Source organism: Clostridium culturomicium, assembly GCF_000821305.1.
Classification (GTDB): domain Bacteria; phylum Bacillota; class Clostridia; order Clostridiales; family Clostridiaceae; genus Clostridium_J; species Clostridium_J culturomicium.
This window is the reverse complement of the sequence record NZ_CCXK01000017.1, coordinates 1168852-1188183: the sequence shown is the minus strand read 5'-3', so window position 1 is coordinate 1188183 and position 19332 is coordinate 1168852. Positions and strand designations below refer to the sequence as shown.

Genomic DNA, 19332 nt, shown 5'->3' with positions numbered 1-19332 from the left:
TTTTAATGATTATCTATATTAAAGAGGAGAAGCGTGAAAAGGGAATAACAATTTACATTCCAAGATGTTTTATAGGTTTAGGCGCATCAGTAATGACAAGAGTATTATCTTCAAAGGGAATGAAGTATATAGAAAGCAGTGATGTTTTAAAAGAAGTAAAGCCACTTTCTAAGGAGCAGGCTAAAGAGATAAGGAATATGCTTAAGTATTTAAATAAAAATTATAAAGGGTTAACCCTTGTTGATGTTCAGTCAAAAAATGAAGCTGTTAAGATTATCATATAATTAAACCACCTGCATTAGGTTTATAGTGCAGGTGGTTTAATTTCTTTCTTTAGGTTTAGATAACTTCATATATATGAATATGGATAAAAGTGCTACAAGAGTTAAGCTAAGTCTAATATAATTTTCCTGGATATTTATTAAGTCATAGCTTACTAAGGTTTCCAAGGCTATGGAAGGAATCTTACCAAGAAAGGTAGATAAAATAAATATCTTATCATTTACATTACTTATTGAAGCGGCCAAAGTTACAAATCCGGATGGGATAAAGGGAATTATTCGGCCCTCAAATATAAATATACCAGCCTTTAGGCCATTACTCATAAGAATTTTATCTATTAGTGCATATTTACCTTTGATTTTTTCGCTAACAGATTTTAATCCAAGTCTATATATCTTAAAGGTTATCCATCCACCAACGGTTTCTCCTAGAAGTGATATGGTAAAACCAAGAAGTGGACCGAAGAAGATGATGTTTGCACCAGTTACAAATACAGAAGGAATTATTCCAGACAAAGCAATTAATATGCTCATGATCAGAGAGATTAATAAAGCAAAGTCTTTGTATTGATTAAAGATTTCTAGTAGGTTCTCAAGATTGAACATTTAATACCTCATAAATTTAATTAAATATTTATGTAACTATTATATCAATATATATTTATTTAGCAATATTAACATAGTTATATATTCTGAATTTTGATATAATTGACCATATAAATATTTAATAGGATGGTGGTTAACAATGGTTAAGGTTGTTGCAAAATGTACAGTTAAAGCAGAATGTATAGATGAATATATAAAAATATCTAAAGAATTAGTTGAGGAAACTCAAAAGGAAGAAGGTTGTATATTCTATAGTCTTCACCAAGATGTAAATGATAAAGCTGTATTTGCATGTATAGAAACTTGGGAAAGTCAAGAAGCTTTAGATGCACACTTACAAAGTGCACATATAAAGAGAATAGTTCCAACCCTTAGAGAGATGAGACTATCTTCAGAGATGAATGTTTACAAAGATTTATTCGAAGCTTAATTGAAAAATTAAGCTTTTGTGTTATAATGAGAGTATAAATTTGAAATATTCACAATTTTGAAGAGAATTCTTCGGCTTTATGTTTATTTTAAATTAATATGAATAAATGAAAAATAATTCTAATAGTGTAGAGAAATCTTAGCTAAAAGAGATAAACGTAATTAAATGTATTACAAATCTAATGTTATTAGGTTATTTTTTGTTGTGCAGTTAAGCCAGATTTCTTTTAGAAATCTGGCTTTTTTTATGGATACTTCTTCTTATTGTGGTTGAGGGAGTACTCTAAGAGTAAGTTCGTGTTTCAATAATTAATTTGAACACTTACTTAATTTTCAATAGCCAAATCAAAGATTTGCAGTGTCATTTAGGAGGTAGTTAAAATGAAAATTGCTGTAATCAGCGCCATTTTAGAAGAACCAGCAAGTTGTCAAGAAGAATTTAATAGACTTGTTGCTGAGTTTAGAGGAAACATTAGAGGAAGAATGGGAATTCCTTTTGAAGGAGGAATTTCAGTGGTGTCCATCACCTTGGTAGGAGATTTAAATGAGATAAATTCTTTAACAGGAAAGCTTGGAAATATTGATGGAGTTACTGTTAAAACTGCAATTGCAAAGAGGGAGCTGGAGTAGTTTATGGTGATTAAAGAAATTATTGATAAACTTGCACTTGAAGGCAATTGTACTAAAGAAGAGCTACTTTATCTGTTAGATAATATTGCTGATGAGGAAAAAGAGTATTTATGGGAAAAAGCAGATGAAGTAAGAAGAAAAAATTATGATAATAAAGTTTACATAAGAGGACTTATTGAATTTACAAATTACTGTAAGAGAGATTGTGTGTATTGTGGTATTAGAAGGAGTAATAAAAAAGCCTGCAGGTATAGGTTAACTGAAGAAGAAATTTTAAGCTGTGTGGAAGCAGGAGATAAACTTGGCTATAAGACCTTTGTTCTTCAAGGTGGGGAAGATCCATATTTTACTGATGAAAGACTAGAAAAAATTATAAAGAAAATTAAACGAAAATTTCCTCAAAATGCTATAACTTTATCAATTGGTGAAAGAACCTTCGAATCTTATAAAAGGTTATATGATGCAGGGGCTGACAGGTTTCTTTTAAGGCATGAAACAGCTTGTAGAGAACTTTACGCAGAGCTACATCCCGGAGCTACCTATGAAAATAGAGTGAAGTGCATAGAAGATTTGAAGAAAATTGGATATCAGGTTGGAGCAGGGTTCATGGTAGGTATTCCAGGACAGACTAACGAGGACTTAGTAAAAGACCTAATATTTTTAAAGAGCCTTCAGCCACATATGGTGGGAATTGGTCCCTTTATACCTCATGTGGATACGCCACTAGGACAGTGCCAAGGTGGTTCAGCGGAGAAAACAATAATTATGGTGGCCTTAACGAGACTACTACTACCAAAGGCATTACTTCCAGCTACTACGGCTTTAGGCAGTATTGATAAATTGGGAAGAGAAAAAGGTATTAAAGCAGGTGCAAATGTAGTGATGCCAAATTTATCTCCCAATTCTGTTCGTGAAAAGTATGCTTTATATAATGGGAAATTGTCTTCAGGGGATGAAGCAGCAGAGTGCAGAAGAGATATCGAGAGAAAAATAAATGCAATAGGTTTTGAAATAGAAGTGGGAAGAGGAGATTCTAAGGTATAGTAATTTAAAATTATATTTTTGTATGATTTATTTTGGATTAAGTTGGTAAATATTTAAATTTATTATTTAATCAATAGCTTACTTATTTAGGAGGTTTAATATGTTTATAAATGAAAATTATATAAATGGATTATTAGAACAAGCTAGGGGAGCATCAAAGGAAGAAATACAACAGGTTTTGAAGAAGGCAGAGAAGAGAGCTGGCTTATCACATAAGGATATAGCAGTTCTTCTTCAAATAGAAGATGAAAAGCAGTTAAAGGAAATGTATAAATTGGCTGGAGAAATTAAGGAATCTATCTATGGAAAAAGGATTGTAATTTTTGCACCTTTATATGTCAGCGATTATTGTGTAAATAACTGTGTTTATTGCGGATATAAAAGATGTAATAAGTTTACAAGAAGAAAACTTACTCAAGAGGAAGTAGCTGAAGAAGTAAGACTTTTAGAGAAAATGGGGCATAAGAGAATTGCATTAGAATTAGGTGAAGATCCTGTAAACAACCCCATTGAATATGTGATTGAATGTTTAGATACTATTTATAAAACTCAAAACAGTAATGGAGAAATAAGACGAGCTAATGTAAATATAGCTGCTACAACAGTTGATAATTATAGAAGATTAAAGGAAGCGGGCATTGGAACCTATATTCTTTTCCAAGAAACATATCACAAGCCAACCTATGAATTTATGCATCCGAAGAGTATAAAGGGAAATTATGATTATCACACTACTGCCTTTGACAGAGCTATGGAAGGTGGCATTGATGATGTGGGAGCAGGGGTTTTATTTGGACTTGCAGACCCTAAATTTGAAGTTCTTGGTCTAATGATTCACAATGAACATTTAGAAGAAAAGTTTGGTGTAGGCTTCCATACAATATCTGTTCCAAGGTTAAAGCCTGCTGAAGGAATGAATCTTAAGGACTTTCCTCATCTTTTAAGTGATGCTGAGTTTAAGAAAATTGTGGCCGTAATAAGAATTGCAGTACCATTCACAGGGATAATTTTATCCACAAGAGAAAATGAAGATATGAGAAGAGAACTTTTAAAATATGGAGTTTCTCAAATGTCAGCAGGTTCAAGCACTGGAGTTGGAGGCTACAAAGCAAGAGAAGCAGGAGAAAGTGTGGAACAGTTTAAAACCTCTGATGAAAGAGCACCTCTTGATATTTTAAAGGAGCTTATTGGGGACGGATACATTCCAAGCTATTGCACAGCCTGCTATAGAATGGGCAGAACGGGAGATAGATTTATGTCCCTTGCTAAGTCAGGCAATATTCAATACGTTTGTGAGCCAAATGCTCTAACAACACTTATGGAATATGCACTTGATTATGGCGATGAGGAGCTTCGTGAAAAGACAGAAGCACTTATTAAAGCTCGCAGTGAAGAGATAAGCAGAGATGATATAAAAAGAATTGTTATAGATAATGTTAAAAAGCTTAAAGCAGGAGAAAGGGATTTATATTTATAGGTGATACCATGAATAATACTCCAAACTCAAATAGACCTCATATTGTTTTTTATGGAAAGACTAATGCTGGAAAATCTACATTAATGAATAAGGTTCTAGGACAGGACTTTGCATTAGTTTCAGATAAACCAGGAACCACTACAGATTATATACAAAAGGCTATGGAACTAATACCATTTGGACCAGTACTTTTTATTGATACTGCAGGTCTTTTTGATTCTACAGAATTGGGTGAACTTCGAGTAAGCAGAACTTTAGAGATGTTAAAAAGAACGGACCTTGGAATTTATGTTACTGATGGCAGTGAGGAAGAAATAAAGAAGTATATTTCTTGGAAGAAAAATTTTAAAAAGTATAATATTCCACATCTTTTAGTTATTAATAAGATTGATATGCTTCAGGAAAACAAAATAGATGAACTTAAGAAAAATTATAAAGAGGCCTTTTTCACTTCAGGGGAAACAGGAAAAGGTATAAAAGCATTAAAGGAAGGAATCATTAAACAGTTAGAAGCTAATGAAGAAGAGAGAAGTCTTCTTGGAGATTTAGTACCGTATAATGGAAAGGTCGTAATGGTAGTGCCAGTGGATTCAGAGGCTCCAAAGGGGAGGATTATCCTGCCACAGGTGCAATGTATCAGAGACTGCTTAGACCATGGAATTAAAACTTATGTGCTTAGAGATACCGAACTTGAAGAAGGATTAAAGGATTTAACGGATGTGGATTTAGTGGTGACGGATTCTCAAGCTTTTAGGGAGGTAAGTACTATGGTTCCTGAAGGAATAAAGCTTACTAGCTTTTCAATTCTTTTTGCAAGGCAAAAGGGGAGACTTGAGGATTTTATAGCTGGAGCCGAGGCTGTTAGAAATTTAAAATCTGGCAGCAGAGTTCTAATTTCCGAGAGCTGTACTCATAATGTTTCTCATGAGGATATTGGAAGGGTTAAGATTCCGAAGCTACTTAATAAGTATGTAGGAGGAAACCTTAATTTTGATTTTAAGGTAGGTCATGATTTTGCAGATAATGTGGAGGATTACGATTTAGTAATTCATTGTGGAGCCTGTATGATTAATCGAAGAACTGTTATAAACCGAATCGATTACTGTAATGATAAACAGGTACCAATTACTAATTATGGAGTTATTTTGGCTTTCTTAACAGGGATAATGGACCGAGCAGTGGACTTTTAGGACTAGACTTTTTCATCAAGACATATTAAACTTATATCAACACATAAGAGGAGTGATAAACAAATGACAGTAAGAATGCTACATACATGTTTAAGAGTAATGGACTTAGAAAAATCTATAAAGTTTTATAAGGAGGCCTTTGGACTAATAGTAACAAGTGAAAAGGATTTTCCAGAGCAAAAGTTTACTCTTGTTTATTTATCAAATGAACACGGTGGGTATGAAATTGAGCTGACCTACAATTATGATGTGGAAAAGCCTTATGAAATTGGGAATGGCTTCAGTCACCTTGCAGTAGGGGCAGCTGATATTGAGGAGCTTAGGGAAAAGCATATAAGCCTTGGTTATGAAGTTACACCATTAAAGGGACTTCCAGGACAACCGCCAAGATATTATTTTGTTACTGATCCAGACGGGTATAGAGTAGAGGTTATAAGAAATAACTAACTTATAATATGAACTTTAAAAGCTGAGATTTTAGTTTGAAAACTTAGATCTCAGCTTTAATCATTTAAATTACTTTATAGTATCATCAATTTTTAACATCCTATAGCCAACACCAATATGGGTTTGAATATACTTTGGATTAGAGGTATCGGGTTCAATTTTTTTTCTAAGAGTTGCCATGAATACCCTTAAAGATTGAGTATCATATGGAAGGGCATTTGTCCATATTTCTTTTAGGATATAGTTATGAGTGAGTACCTTACCAACATTTTTGGCTAATAGAGATAAAAGCTTAAACTCATTTGGAGTTAAATGTATCTCTGTATTATTTAAGTAGGTACAACCTGCAGCATAATCTATTTTTAAGTCTCCATTAATAAATATATTTTTATCAGAAGAGTTGCTATGACTGTTTTGATTATTAAGTCTTCTTACAGTAACTCTTAATCTTGCTAGTAACTCATCAATACTGAAGGGCTTTGTTAGATAATCATCAGCTCCAGCATCTAAAGCATTGATTTTATCTTTATCATCGCTTCGGGCACTAACGACAATAATCGGTACATCAGACCAGGAGCGTATTTTGGTTATAATTTCAACTCCGTCTATGTCAGGTAAGCCTAAATCAAGAATAATTATATCGGGCTTGGAGGAGATGATTCCCATTAAGGCCGATTTGCCATTCATGGCAACCTCATATTTATATCCTTGAATCTCCAAAGTAGTTGCAATTAAACTTCTAATTGCTCTATCATCTTCTACAACAAATATAGTGTAGTTATTCATAAATTTGAACCTCCTTAGCTTGAAGTGTGAAAGAGAATACTGTACCGTGAGGTAGATTATCTCTTACTGAGATTTCACCTCCGTGAGCTGTTATGATTGATTTACAAAGAGATAATCCAAGACCAAGTCCACGGCGGCTATCACCAGTATTCTTATTTGCAGTAAAAAACATATCAAAAATTCTATCTTTATCATTTTCACTGATGCCATTTCCGTTATCAGCAATTTCAACAACTAAATTTTCTTTATTTTTGATGCGAGCTCTTATAGTAATTTCAGTACCTTCAGGTGTATACTTTATGGCATTATCAATTATATTTATAATTACTTGAACAATTAGCCTTGAATCCATTTTTGCCATAAGTAGTTCATTAGGTAAATCCACAGTAATTTTATATTCACTGCTTTTACGATTAATATGCTTTAAAGCCTCATCAATAACTTCATCTAACAACTCTGGCTGAAGCTGAATATCCATAGTTCCATTATCAATTCTAGTTACTGAAAGTAAATTTTCTATTAGGTTTATGAGCCACATAGAATCATCGTAAATATCCTCATAAATTTCACATTTCTTTTCTTTGGTGAGCATTGCACTTTTACTTATTAAGAAGCTTGCATTTCCAGATATGGCAGTTAAAGGTGTTCTTAAATCATGGGAAATAGCTCTTAGGAGATTTGCTCTAAGCTGTTCTTGTTTCGCTTGAACATAAATTTCATTTTTAGCTTCGTTGATAGATTCTTTTTCAAGTGCTAGTCCAAATTCACCAAGCATTGAAATTAAGAGATTTTTCTTATAGATATCTACTTCATTTTTATTAACGGCTATTCCAACTACAGCATATACGGAGTGCTGTCCTCTAACGGCCATATAAAGGCATTTGGCATTGGTTAAAGTATGGGTAGTAGCACCGGCATTTTTATTATTTTTTAAAACCCAATTAGCTACGGCTCGTTCTTCTGTAGATAGGTAAGTTAAAATATTATCTTTACTAGAGCAGGGAAGAGTAATTGGCTCTGAAAGCTCATTATCTTTAAGCACAGGATAAATTATTACACTAAAATCAAAGAGTTTAAAAATCTGGTTACCTAAGAGATCATAAATCTCTTCTTTATTGGAAGCCTTTTGAAGTTTCTGGCTAGTTTCTAAGAGAACTTCAGTAACTCTCGCTTTTAATGTATTTTGAAAGGATTGATCCTTCATTTTAGTAGATATAGAACTAGTTAAAACAGCTACTATAAACATGACTGCAAAATTGATTACATGGCTAATATCATCAATTTTAAAGGTGAATATAGGCTCAGTAAAAAAATAGTTCAGAATTAATACGCTTAATAGAGAAGATATAATGCTATAAACTGAGCCATTTGTTTCAACTGCTATTAATAAAATACTTAATAAAAATATAGTAATTGCATTTGATACGTTTAAACCTATATTGAAGCTAAAAAAACTTAGTACGGTAGCTATAAGCAATATTAATATTGTCTTAATGGAATCCTTATAGCTTATACTTGGAAGCCTAAGTCTTCGAGTAGTATTTTTATCTATATATGGTTTCATAATATCAGGAATTATATAAATATCTAAATTTGGCGCGGTCTTAGTTAAAGCATCCACTAGACTCTGTTTAGAAAACAAGCTCTTTTTATTATTGGATCTTCCAATTACTAACTTTGAAACGCTAGCACTTTTAGCATATTCTGCAATCTGCTCGGGTACATTTTCACCATAAACAGTGACAATTTTAGCACCTAACTGCTCAGCGAGCTTTAGATTGCTTCGAAGTCGTGATTTATTTTCTCCTATAAGTTCTTTAGTGTCAGGTGTTTCTACAAATAGGGCAGTAAATGTTCCGTGAAAGGCCTTAGCCATTCTAGAAGCTGTTCTAATAACCTTTGCGTTAGAAGGGGAACTGGACAGACATATGAGAATATGCTCATTAGTGTAATATTCATGGGCTACAGGAAAAATCTCGTTAGTAGATTTAATATTAATTTGGTCTGCAGTGCGTCTTAAAGCAATTTCCCTTAAAGCTATTAAATTTTCAACAGTAAAGAAATTTTGCAAGGCTCTTTTTGCTTGAGTATTTTTATATACCTTGCCTTCATTAAGCCTCTCAATTAGTGCTTCTGGTTCAATATCAACCAATTCAATTTTATCTGCGGCATCTAAAACCTTATCAGGTATTCTTTCATTTACTTGTATTTTCGTGATTTGGTATACCATGTCATTAAGGCTTTCAATATGTTGGACGTTTACTGTGGTATAAACATCAATTCCTGCATTTAAAAGCTCATCAATATCCTGATATCTTTTTAGGTTTCGACAGCCGAAGGCATTAGTGTGAGCAAGTTCATCTACTAGGATTAATTCAGGATGTCTTTTAATGGCTTCATCTATATCAAATTCGTTTAGAACAATACCTTTTCTTTTAACTTTAAGAGTTGGGAGTATTTCCAAATTCTTCATTAGCTCAATGGTAGCTGGACGGTTATGAGGCTCAATATAGCCTGCAACAACATCAATTCCCATTGATTTAGCTAAATGTGCCGCTTCAAGCATAGCATAGGTTTTACCTACTCCTGCAGCATAGCCAAAAAATATTTTAAGTTTTCCCCTGTTGGCATCTTCCTCTTTTTTTATTATTTCAGCTAATAATGTATCTGGGTCTGGACGACCATCACTCATATAAACCCCTCCCAAGTAAATGATGATCTCAATCTTCACCAAAGATTGAGGAGAATTTAGTTATTTAAAAAGAAACAATCATACAAGCTTTTTAACTTAAAAACTCAAACTTAATACTCTATAACTTAAATTAATAATGTTACAAAGTGCTTTAATATTTTAATAAATTGAAGCTGCTTTTTATAAGAATGACTTATTTATAATACTAATATACTATCTTTATTTTAAATATACAATTTGAATAATATATGAATAATCATATATTACAATTATATTTCATGAGGTATTAATAAGACATTATGATTTTGGTTATGGCATTAAGATAATGTTAAGAAATACTGTTCTAACGTAAAGGTACTTTGAAGAAGTGGAAAAGAAAGTTTATCTTAACACGGTCTTAATGCGTTTCAATTTTTTTTAACACCACCTTAATAAAAAAAGAATTAAGCTTAGGGTGTAAGGACAAGGAGGAGATGATAATGATGGATTTAGTAGTAGCAGCTATTTTCGTGGTAGCAGTCTCAGGGATAGGTTTATTCTTGAAATGGTGTGGAAGACAAATAAATTAGTAAGTAGGAGGAGCTAAGATGATATTATTAGGAGCTATAATTTCTGGGTTGGGAGTATATCTTATTTATGCTCTCTTAAATCCAGAGAAGTTTTAAAATACAGGGGGATAATTATTATGCAAATATTTTTAATATTAATGATTTTTTTTTGTTTTGGTAATTCCGATGGGAAGATATGTTTATCATATAGCTGACAATAAAAGAACCTTTGCTGATTTAGTTTTTAACCCTATAGATAATTTTATATATAGGATTTGCGGTATTGAAGATAAGGATATGAATTGGAAGCAGTATGTGGGTGCATTATTTGCTACTAATGTAGTATTAATTGTTATAGGTTACTTAATATTAAGACTTCAGCTTCTTCCTATTTTTAATCCTAATGGAATTAAAGGAATGGAGCCGACACTTTCTCTTAACACAATAATAAGTTTTATGACCAATACAAATCTTCAGCATTATGTTGGTGAATCAGGCTTATCATATTTTAGTCAGATGGCTGTTATTACATTTATGATGTTTACTTCTGCAGCTAGTGGATATGCAGCATGTATGGCCTTTATTAGAGGGATTGCAGGAAAGAAATCCATGGGAAATTTTTTCAAGGATGTGGTAAGGGTAATAACTAGAATTCTTCTTCCACTTTCAATTATTGTCGGATTATTACTTGTTGGACAAGGAGTTCCTCAAACACTTTCGAAAAATGAAACTGTACAAACTATTGAAGGAACTTATCAGGATATAGCTCTTGGACCAATTGCTTCGTTAGAATCAATAAAACATCTTGGAACTAATGGTGGTGGATTTTTAGGAGCAAATTCATCAACACCACAGGAAAATCCAACGGTGGTTTCTAATATAATAGAACTTTTATCTATGATGATTCTTCCAGGTTCCTGTGTAGTTGCCTTTGGATTAATGGTTCATTATCGTAAAAAGGAACAGGGACTTACGGTGAGGGAAAAGGATGATAAAAGGCTGATATTTGGAGGAGAAGGCAGAAGCATTTTTATCGCCATGGCAATCATATTTATCACTGGACTTTTAGTATGTGTATTATCAGAAAGAGCGGGCAATCCAACTCTTGCTGAAATTGGATTAAATCAAGCTATGGGAAGTATGGAAGGAAAAGAAGTTCGTTTTGGCATTGATCAATCAGCATTATTTACAACAGTTACAACCTCTTTTACTACAGGTACAGTTAATAATATGCATGACACGCTTACACCAATGGGCGGATTTGTTGCAATGCTTAATATGATGATGAATGTAGTTTTTGGAGGTAAAGGTGTAGGCTTTATGAATATGGCTTTATACGCAATGCTTACAGTATTTATTTGTGGATTAATGATTGGAAAAACGCCAGAGTATTTAGGAAAGAAGATAGAAGGAAAGGAAATGAAACTTATTGCTCTTTGTATAATAATTCATCCATTGCTTATTCTTGCTACGTCAGCAATAGCAGTGGCAGTACCAGCAGGAATTGTTGGTATCAGTAACAGCGGATATCATGGTCTTTCACAGATATTGTATGAATTTTCTTCAGCAGCGGCTAATAATGGATCAGGTTTTGAGGGGCTAATAGATAATACAGTATTTTGGAATATCAGCACAGCTTTAGTTATGTTCTTTGGAAGATATATACCAATAATTTTACAACTTGGCATTGCTGGTTCACTAATGAATAAACCACAGGTTAATGAAAATGTAGGAACCTTAAGAACTGATGAATCTACTTTTACAATAGCTATTGTAATGATAGGTTTAATTTTTGCAGCTCTAACCTTCTTCCCAGTGCTTTCATTAGGACCAGTGGCTGAGCATTTAACAATTTGGAAATAGGAGGAACTATAAATGAGTAACGATAAATCAAAAAAATTTATTACTAAGGATATTTTAAAGTCCTCTGTAAGAAATGCTTTTATAAAATTAAATCCTAAATATATGATGAAGAATCCAGTAATGTTTGTGGTTGAAGTTGGATTTATCATTACTTCTTTACTAGCAATTTTCCCGTCTATATTTGGTGCTGGTGGAGAAGATTTAAGAATATACAACTTAATTGTTTCAATAATTCTTTTCATAACGCTTTTATTTGCAAACTTTGCTGAGGCTGTTGCAGAAGGAAGAGGAAAGGCACAAGCTGCTAGTTTAAAGAAAACACAAAAGGACACAAAGGCAAGAATTGTATACGAAGATGGTACAGAAGAAATAATCAACGCTTCAGAACTTAAAAAAGATGATATTGTTTTAGTAAAAGGTGGAGAGGTTATACCAAATGACGGAGAAGTAATTGATGGAATTGCATCTGTAGATGAATCAGCAATCACAGGAGAATCTGCACCAGTGGTTAAGGAAGCTGGTGGAGATTTTGCTTCAGTTACAGGTGGTACAACCGTTGCCAGTGATTGGTTAAAGATAAGAATTACATCCTCACCAGGAGAATCATTTCTTGATAAAATGATTTCCATGGTTGAAGGAGCTTCAAGACAGAAAACTCCCAATGAAATAGCTCTTAATACTCTATTAGTAAGCTTAACTATAATATTTTTAATAGTAATTGTAACATTGCAGCCTATTGCTAGCTATTGTGGTGTGGAAATTCCAGTTTCTACTTTAGTAGCCTTAACAGTATGCTTAATACCAACTACTATTGGAGGTCTTCTTTCAGCCATTGGCATAGCGGGGATGGACAGAGTTACAAGATTTAATGTCATTGCAATGTCTGGTAAAGCTGTTGAAGCCTGCGGAGATGTAGACACTATGATACTTGATAAAACTGGAACTATAACCTATGGTAACAGATTAGCAGCTAAATTTATTACAGTTGGAAATGCTGTGGAGAAGGATTTAATTAAATATTCAATAGCATCCTCATTAAGTGATGACACTCCAGAGGGAAAATCTATAGTAGACTTAGGACTGGATTTTCAGCCGGATTTTAAGAAAGCTGAATTTGCTGGAGCAGAGTTTATGGAATTCACAGCTCAAACTAGAATGAGTGGTATTGATTTGAAAGACGGTACGATAATTAGAAAGGGAGCTTACGATGCAATTAAGGATTATGCTTTAAATGCTGGAGGAACTATTCCACAGGATTTATACAATCGTGTAAGTGAGGTTTCAAAGCTTGGGGGTACACCATTAGTAGTTTGTGTTAATAAAACTATTTTGGGAGTAATTTATTTAAAAGATACAGTAAAGCCAGGTTTAGTTGAAAGGTTTGCAAGGTTAAGGGAAATTGGAATTAAAACAATTATGTGTACAGGGGACAACCCACTTACAGCAGCAACTATTGCTCAAGAAGCAGGAGTTGATGGGTTTATTGCAGAGTGTAAACCAGAGGATAAAATCGAAGCAATCAAAAAAGAACAAGCACAGGGTAAATTAGTTGCAATGACAGGAGATGGGACTAACGATGCTCCAGCTCTAGCTCAAGCTGATGTTGGACTTGCAATGAACAGTGGAACCACAGCGGCTAAAGAAGCTGCTAATATGGTAGATTTAGATTCAGATCCAACCAAAATTCTTGAGGTTGTTGAAATAGGAAAGCAGCTTTTAATAACAAGAGGGGCATTAACCACCTTTAGTATTGCTAACGATATTGCCAAGTATTTTGCAATCATTCCAGCCATATTTATGATGGTAATACCAGAGATGAAGGTTTTAAATATCATGAATCTAGCTACTACTAATAGTGCTATTGTTTCAGCTTTAATATTCAATGCCATTATAATTCCAGCCTTAATACCAATAGCGGTAAGAGGTGTAAAATATAAGCCGATGAGCTCAAGTAAAATGTTAAGAAGGAATATGTTTATTTATGGTTTAGGTGGAGTAATTACACCTTTTATAGGAATTAAGATTATAGATATGGTAATTGCACCTCTTCTTAAAGTTATAGGATTATAGGAGGAAATAACAATGAAATCATCAGTTAAAGCAGTATTTAAGATTATAGTATTTTCATTAGTACTCTTGTTGATTTGTGGAATTATTTATCCACTAGTAATGACTGGGGTAAGTCAAATAGTATTTAGAGATAAAGCAAATGGAAGTATCATAGAGGTTGACGGAAAAGCCGTTGGATCTGAACTTGTAGGTCAGGATTTTGAGGATGACAGATTTATGAAATGCAGACCTTCTGCAGTAAACTACAACATCTACACTGAAGATGAAAAGGCTAGTGGTGAGTACGAGGGACTTTCATCTGGCTCAACAAATTTAGCACCATCAAGCAATGATTTAAAGGAAAGAGTTGAAAAGGATATGGAGGAGTTTTTGAAGAAAAATCCATCCATTAAGAAAGAGGATATTCCCGCAGATTTATTGACGGCTTCAGGGTCAGGATTAGATCCTCATATTTCACCCAAAGCTGCAGAAATTCAGATACCAGCTATAGCAAAGACTACAGGTCTTGATGAAGGTATGCTTGAAAAATTTGTTGCTGATAATACAAAAGGGAAATTTCTTGGTATCTTTGGAGAAAAAACTGTTAATGTTTTAAAGGTCAACTTAGAAATTGCTAAGGAGCTTGGGATAATTGAAGAAAAATAAAAAACACCTTCGTGAACTTTAAAATTCACGAAGGCATTTTTATAAAAAGTATTAATTTATCAATTAAATACTTTTCAAATATCTTAGTAGGTCGTACAATTAGATTAATTAGTTTATTGTTAAAATTTACAAGAAATTAATTGAATAGATTCAAAAGAAATAAAAAGATTATAGAAGGAGGGATGTTAGTGAGGAACATTATTGAGGTGAAAAATGTTACTAAGGATTATGGTAAAGGTAAGGGGATATTTGATGTTGATATCACTGTTATGAAAGGTGAGGTATTTGGTTTTTTAGGACCTAACGAGACAGGATTATATAGATAACTGCGGAAAACCGCATAAATAAAGGGAAAATTAAAATTTAAAATTGAATAGAAAAGTCTTTATCACGTTAAAAACGTCATTTGTTAAAAACAAGTGGCGTTTTTTAATTAAAAAATTTAGAGAGGAGAATTTGATTATGAAAAAGACATTAAAGCGAGTATGCACAAGTGTACTTGCTATTGCTACTATTATAACTACATTACCAACTACTATGGTTCATGCGTCAGGAAAACAGTATTGGACGGAATCAACCGAAAGAGTTGGTATTGTTGAAAAAGTAATGAATGATGGTTCTATTGGTTCTACATTTAATGAGGGTTTTCTTAGAGTAGAAGGGGAGCCTGCTTATTGTATTGATATTAATACTGATTTTAAAAATGGATATAAAACAAGAACTGATGCAAGCAATCATATGAATGCTGATCAGATAGCTGATGTTGCTTTATCAATTGAATATGTTAAGCAATATGGAAAATCTCATAAAGAATTGAATTATAAGCAAGTGTATTTATTTGAGCAGATTGTTGTATGGCAGAGATTAAGTGTTCATTTAGGATGGCAATGCGACAATGTGCGTGTTTCATATAATGAAATTCCAAAAGTTGTACAAGATGAAGTATATGCTGGGGCGAAGAATTTCGTAAAAGAAAATAAAGACAGATATGAATGTGGAGGATATATTTATTCGGGAGAAGGACAAGATTTAGGACAGTTTTGGGCAAAGCTTAATGTTGGAAAGGCTATAATTCAGAAGACTTCCAGTAATCCAAGTATTACAGAGGGAAATAACAATTATTCCATCGCTGGAGCGACTTATGGTGTATTTGCTGATAAAAGTTGTACAGAACAGCTTGCCACACTTACAACAGATAATAGTGGGAATACAGAAACTGTAGAAGTAAAAACTGGAACTTTATATGTCAAAGAGTTATCTGCACCATTGGGATATAAATTAGATAAAACTGTGTATAGCTTAAATGTGGAGGCAGGGAAAACAGCAGTATTGGAAGTATCAGATATACCAAAAGTTACAGATACTTTAATTGAACTTTTTAAGATCGATATGGAAACAGGAAAATCAGATCCTCAAGGAAATGCTTCCTTAGAAGGTGCAGAATTTACATGGAAGTATTATGATGGCTACTACAACAAAAACAATCTTCCAAAACAAGCTACAAGAACGTGGACGACAAAAACCATCGCTGAAAAAGATGGTAACGGTATTGTACATTATGTTACTAGTTTAGCTGAAAAATATAGGGTGTCTGGAGATAGTTTCTATATGCAGGATGGAAAGAGCGTACTTCCAGCAGGAACTTTGACCGTTGAAGAAACAAAAGCTCCAAATGGTTATTTATTAGAGGGTGCATATATGAATGTAAATGGCAGTGAAGAAGAAATTAAGGGATTATATCTTACTCAAATTATAGAAGATGACGACAGTGTTGTATTGATTGGAAGTAATAAGTTTTCTGTATCTGATAAGGTTATTCGTGGTGGAGTAAAAATTCAAAAGAGGGATTTAGAAACACAAGATACTAAGCCACAAGGAAGTGCTACTTTAAAAGATACAGCTTTTGATATTACCTCTTTAAATGAAAATGAGGTACTTGTAGAGGGAAAATTATACAAGAAAGATGAGATAGTAAAGACTATTCATACCAATATTGAGGGTATTGCTTCTACTTCTGAAAAGTTGTTACCTCGTGGAAAATATCGTATTGATGAAAGTAATCCTCCAACAGGGTATTTAAAAGAAGGAGCAAAGTCAATTGATTTTGAAATCACAGAAAACGGAAAAATTGTAGACTTAACAGATAAAGAACATTCTATCTACAATCAAGTAAAACGTGGAGATATTGAAGGGGTAAAGATTAGTGCTGGTACACATGAGCGTCTTGAAGATGTTCCTTTTAGGATCACAAGCAAGACAACAGGAGAAAGCCATATTGTTGTAACAGATAAGAACGGACAATTCTCTACAGCTTCAGATTGGGCTTCACATAAGCATAATACCAATGCAGGAAAGACAAGCGAGGATGGTATATGGTTTGGAACTTCTGAACCAGATGACAGCAAAGGTGCATTGATTTATGATACTTACGAAATTGAAGAATTAAGATGTGAAAGTAATAAGGGATATAAGTTAATTCCAAGTTTTGAGATTATTATTTCCAGAGATAAAACAGTTGTCGATTTAGGAACACTGGTAAATGAGTATGAGAAAGAAATTTCTATTCATACAACAGCTACAGGCGAAGAGGGAGAAAAAACAATCGTTGCAGGAAAAGAGGTAACAATTATTGATACGGTCAAGCTGGATGGTTTGAAAAAAGGTACAAAGTATCAATTAAAAGGTTGGCAGATGGTGAAGGAAGAAAATACAGAACTTATCATTGATGGAAAAACTGTAGAAAATGATTATACTTTTGTTGCAGATAATGAAGAAATGGAGGTTGAGATTGCCTTTACTTTTGACGCTTCTTCTCTTGCGGGAAATAACCTTGTAACTTTTGAAGAATTATATGACCTTTCAAATCCGAAAGAGCCTGTAAAAGTATCAGAACACAAAGATATTGAAGATGATGGACAGACTGTGCTTATTACGGAGCGTATTATAAAGATTCATACTAATGCTACGGATAAGGATGGCAACAAAGAAGTTGAAGCTAGTAAGGATGTAATAATTGTAGATACCGTTACATTAGAAGGCTTGGAAGTTGGTACTAAATATCAGCTAAAAGGTTGGCAAATGTTAAAAGAAGAAAATGCAGAACTGGTCATTGATGGAAAGCGTATAGAGAATGATTATACCTTTATTGCTGATAACGAAAACATGGAAGTACAGGTTGTATTTACTTTTGATGCTTCCAGTTTTGCAGGAAAACAGATTGTAACATTTGAAGAATTGTACGATTTAAGCAATCCAGATGAACCGAAAAAGGTTGCTGAGCATAAAGACCTTGAAGACGACGGACAGACAGTTTCCTTTAAGGAAAAAACAATTGTTTATGAAGAACCACAAAATCCAGAAACACCACATAAATTATCTGAATTACCTAAAACAGGTGATAGCACAAATATTTATAAAATGATGATATTGTTTTTAGCTTCAGGATCAATACTTCTTGGAACATATTTTTTTAAGAATAGAAGAAAAGGTAGAGAGTAATGACAATTACATTAGGTAGTTTATTTGATGGAATTGGTGTTTTTCCATTGGCAGCTTCAAGATATGGAATTGAGGCTTTATGGGCAAGTGAAATTGAGAAAGTTCCTATTTCCATTACAAAAAGACATTTTCCTAATATGAGACATTTGGGAGATATAACTAAGTTGAGAGGAGGAGATATACCACCTGTTCATATTATAACATTTGGTTCACCTTGTCAGAACTTATCTATGATTGGACAGCGAGAGGGACTTACAGGTGAAAAATCTAGTTTGTTTCATCATGCAATTAGAATTATAAAGGAAATGAGGTGTGCAACTAATGGTAAATATCCAGTTATCGCTGTTTGGGAAAACGTGCGAGGAGCATTTTCTTCAAACAACAGGTTGGATTTTAGAGCAGTGCTGGAGTCGTTCACAGACACCAAAATTCCAATGCCTCTTTCTGGAAAGTGGGCAGGAGCTGGTATGGTTAGAGGGGGAACGGCTGATGTGTGTTGGAGACTCTTGGATGCCCAGTATTGGGGAGAGCCCTCCCTCGCACAAAGAAGAAAACGTATCTTTATCGTGGCAGATTTTGGAGGACAACGTGCCTCAGAAATATTATTTAAAGCCCATAAATTGCAATTACTTTCTAAGACTAGCAGAGAGATCACAATGCACTTTGCCAAAACCAATCGAATATTTATTGATAAAGCAAGGGGGAAAATACCCATCTTGTGCCCTTTTGAAGAAAGACGTATCCGAGGAGCAGGAAAGAATAGAGATAGAAAAGCCTTCGTCAGAGCTTTTGGACGACCAGATGAACCTTTTCCAACTTTATTAGCAGGAAGTGTAAATATTTTTTCATTCTGGTACGAAGGGGAAGAAAAGGAGGGATATATTCGTTACTTGACACCAATAGAGTGTGAGCGTCTTATGGGATTACCAGAGAATTGGACAGCATTTTCTGATACAGGAATGTTGAATAGTGATCATTCAAGATGTCGTGCATTGGGAAATGCAATTGCCCTTCCTTGTGCAGAATATATTATGGCTGGTATTGCTGAAACACTGGAGAAAAGTGAGGAATAGTTAATGAGAGTAAAATTACGTTCTCCGCCAGAATAAATGGTAGAGTAAAAAAC

The 19332-nt window shown here is 33.7% G+C and carries 17 protein-coding genes; 14 read left to right on the top strand and 3 right to left on the bottom strand.

The window, feature by feature from the left end; translation table 11 throughout:
* Positions 1 to 5 precede the first annotated feature (5 nt).
* A complete protein-coding gene (locus BN1075_RS18005; RefSeq protein ID WP_040194700.1) occupies positions 6 to 284 on the top strand; it encodes a hypothetical protein in 279 nt (92 codons plus the stop codon).
* A gap of 36 nt (positions 285 to 320) precedes the next feature.
* Here the strand turns inward: BN1075_RS18005 and BN1075_RS18000 are convergent, their stop codons facing one another.
* Complete coding sequence (locus BN1075_RS18000; protein ID WP_040194699.1) at positions 321 to 887, bottom strand: TVP38/TMEM64 family protein; 567 nt, start codon at positions 885 to 887, stop codon at positions 321 to 323.
* Positions 888 to 1026: 139 nt separating this feature from the next.
* Between BN1075_RS18000 and BN1075_RS17995 the strand changes: the two genes are divergently transcribed.
* The 6 genes from BN1075_RS17995 (at position 1027) to gloA (ending at position 6104) form a co-directional block, all read left to right on the top strand.
* A complete protein-coding gene (locus tag BN1075_RS17995) occupies positions 1027 to 1317 on the top strand; it encodes a putative quinol monooxygenase (protein ID WP_040194697.1) in 291 nt (96 codons plus the stop codon).
* Between the two features lie 380 nt (positions 1318 to 1697).
* Complete coding sequence (locus tag BN1075_RS17990; RefSeq protein WP_040194696.1) at positions 1698 to 1946, top strand: TM1266 family iron-only hydrogenase system putative regulator; 249 nt, start codon at positions 1698 to 1700, stop codon at positions 1944 to 1946.
* 3 nt (positions 1947 to 1949) lie between these two features.
* Positions 1950 to 2990, top strand: coding sequence for a [FeFe] hydrogenase H-cluster radical SAM maturase HydE (hydE, locus tag BN1075_RS17985; protein ID WP_040194694.1), 1041 nt, complete (start codon positions 1950 to 1952; stop codon positions 2988 to 2990).
* 100 nt (positions 2991 to 3090) lie between these two features.
* Positions 3091 to 4467: a [FeFe] hydrogenase H-cluster radical SAM maturase HydG gene (gene hydG, locus BN1075_RS17980; RefSeq protein ID WP_040194693.1), complete on the top strand. Its 1377-nt coding sequence runs from the start codon at positions 3091 to 3093 to the stop codon at positions 4465 to 4467.
* A gap of 8 nt (positions 4468 to 4475) precedes the next feature.
* A complete protein-coding gene (gene hydF, locus BN1075_RS17975; protein WP_040194692.1) occupies positions 4476 to 5657 on the top strand; it encodes a [FeFe] hydrogenase H-cluster maturation GTPase HydF in 1182 nt (393 codons plus the stop codon).
* A gap of 63 nt (positions 5658 to 5720) precedes the next feature.
* On the top strand, positions 5721 to 6104 hold the full coding sequence (gloA, locus tag BN1075_RS17970; protein WP_040194691.1) for a lactoylglutathione lyase: 384 nt from the start codon (positions 5721 to 5723) through the stop codon (positions 6102 to 6104).
* Positions 6105 to 6173: 69 nt separating this feature from the next.
* Here the strand turns inward: gloA and BN1075_RS17965 are convergent, their stop codons facing one another.
* Entirely contained in the window at positions 6174 to 6890 is a 717-nt protein-coding gene (locus BN1075_RS17965) for a response regulator (protein WP_040194690.1), read from the bottom strand.
* On the bottom strand, positions 6883 to 9582 hold the full coding sequence (locus BN1075_RS17960) for a sensor histidine kinase (RefSeq protein WP_040194689.1): 2700 nt from the start codon (positions 9580 to 9582) through the stop codon (positions 6883 to 6885). The genes BN1075_RS17965 and BN1075_RS17960 overlap by 8 nt, the downstream gene beginning before the upstream one ends.
* A 587-nt stretch (positions 9583 to 10169) precedes the next feature.
* Here BN1075_RS17960 and kdpF point away from each other — a divergent pair.
* The 7 genes from kdpF (at position 10170) to BN1075_RS17935 (ending at position 19279) form a co-directional block, all read left to right on the top strand.
* Positions 10170 to 10247: a K(+)-transporting ATPase subunit F gene (gene kdpF, locus BN1075_RS22540; protein WP_081911702.1), complete on the top strand. Its 78-nt coding sequence runs from the start codon at positions 10170 to 10172 to the stop codon at positions 10245 to 10247.
* A 69-nt stretch (positions 10248 to 10316) separates the two neighbouring features.
* Positions 10317 to 11993: a potassium-transporting ATPase subunit KdpA gene (gene kdpA / locus BN1075_RS17955; RefSeq protein WP_042387434.1), complete on the top strand. Its 1677-nt coding sequence runs from the start codon at positions 10317 to 10319 to the stop codon at positions 11991 to 11993.
* Between the two features lie 12 nt (positions 11994 to 12005).
* Positions 12006 to 14063: a potassium-transporting ATPase subunit KdpB gene (gene kdpB / locus BN1075_RS17950; RefSeq protein WP_040194688.1), complete on the top strand. Its 2058-nt coding sequence runs from the start codon at positions 12006 to 12008 to the stop codon at positions 14061 to 14063.
* Between the two features lie 12 nt (positions 14064 to 14075).
* Positions 14076 to 14708: a K(+)-transporting ATPase subunit C gene (locus tag BN1075_RS17945; RefSeq protein WP_040194687.1), complete on the top strand. Its 633-nt coding sequence runs from the start codon at positions 14076 to 14078 to the stop codon at positions 14706 to 14708.
* Positions 14709 to 14896: 188 nt separating this feature from the next.
* The gene (locus BN1075_RS21745) at positions 14897 to 15034 is read left to right on the top strand and encodes a hypothetical protein (protein WP_197072341.1); all 138 of its coding nucleotides are present in this window, start codon (positions 14897 to 14899) and stop codon (positions 15032 to 15034) included.
* A gap of 136 nt (positions 15035 to 15170) precedes the next feature.
* The gene (locus BN1075_RS17940; protein ID WP_040194685.1) at positions 15171 to 18206 is read left to right on the top strand and encodes a VaFE repeat-containing surface-anchored protein; all 3036 of its coding nucleotides are present in this window, start codon (positions 15171 to 15173) and stop codon (positions 18204 to 18206) included.
* Positions 18206 to 19279 carry a DNA cytosine methyltransferase gene (locus BN1075_RS17935; protein ID WP_040194683.1) on the top strand — a complete coding sequence of 358 codons (1074 nt, stop codon included), beginning with the start codon at positions 18206 to 18208 and terminating at the stop codon, positions 19277 to 19279. The genes BN1075_RS17940 and BN1075_RS17935 overlap by 1 nt, the downstream gene beginning before the upstream one ends.
* The last annotated feature ends 53 nt before the right edge of the window (positions 19280 to 19332 follow it).

Excerpts from the sequence above, each read along its gene's own strand:
- BN1075_RS18005 (WP_040194700.1), top strand. The coding sequence starts at position 6 with ATGATTATCTATATTAAAGAGGAGAAGCGTGAAAAGGGAATAACAATT.
- BN1075_RS18000 (WP_040194699.1), bottom strand. The coding sequence starts at position 887 with ATGTTCAATCTTGAGAACCTACTAGAAATCTTTAATCAATACAAAGAC.
- BN1075_RS17995 (WP_040194697.1), top strand. The coding sequence starts at position 1,027 with ATGGTTAAGGTTGTTGCAAAATGTACAGTTAAAGCAGAATGTATAGAT.
- BN1075_RS17990 (WP_040194696.1), top strand. The coding sequence starts at position 1,698 with ATGAAAATTGCTGTAATCAGCGCCATTTTAGAAGAACCAGCAAGTTGT.
- hydE (WP_040194694.1), top strand. The coding sequence starts at position 1,950 with ATGGTGATTAAAGAAATTATTGATAAACTTGCACTTGAAGGCAATTGT.
- hydG (WP_040194693.1), top strand. The coding sequence starts at position 3,091 with ATGTTTATAAATGAAAATTATATAAATGGATTATTAGAACAAGCTAGG.
- hydF (WP_040194692.1), top strand. The coding sequence starts at position 4,476 with ATGAATAATACTCCAAACTCAAATAGACCTCATATTGTTTTTTATGGA.
- gloA (WP_040194691.1), top strand. The coding sequence starts at position 5,721 with ATGACAGTAAGAATGCTACATACATGTTTAAGAGTAATGGACTTAGAA.
- BN1075_RS17965 (WP_040194690.1), bottom strand. The coding sequence starts at position 6,890 with ATGAATAACTACACTATATTTGTTGTAGAAGATGATAGAGCAATTAGA.
- BN1075_RS17960 (WP_040194689.1), bottom strand. The coding sequence starts at position 9,582 with ATGAGTGATGGTCGTCCAGACCCAGATACATTATTAGCTGAAATAATA.
- kdpF (WP_081911702.1), top strand. The coding sequence starts at position 10,170 with ATGATATTATTAGGAGCTATAATTTCTGGGTTGGGAGTATATCTTATT.
- kdpA (WP_042387434.1), top strand. The coding sequence starts at position 10,317 with ATGGGAAGATATGTTTATCATATAGCTGACAATAAAAGAACCTTTGCT.
- kdpB (WP_040194688.1), top strand. The coding sequence starts at position 12,006 with ATGAGTAACGATAAATCAAAAAAATTTATTACTAAGGATATTTTAAAG.
- BN1075_RS17945 (WP_040194687.1), top strand. The coding sequence starts at position 14,076 with ATGAAATCATCAGTTAAAGCAGTATTTAAGATTATAGTATTTTCATTA.
- BN1075_RS17940 (WP_040194685.1), top strand. The coding sequence starts at position 15,171 with ATGAAAAAGACATTAAAGCGAGTATGCACAAGTGTACTTGCTATTGCT.
- BN1075_RS17935 (WP_040194683.1), top strand. The coding sequence starts at position 18,206 with ATGACAATTACATTAGGTAGTTTATTTGATGGAATTGGTGTTTTTCCA.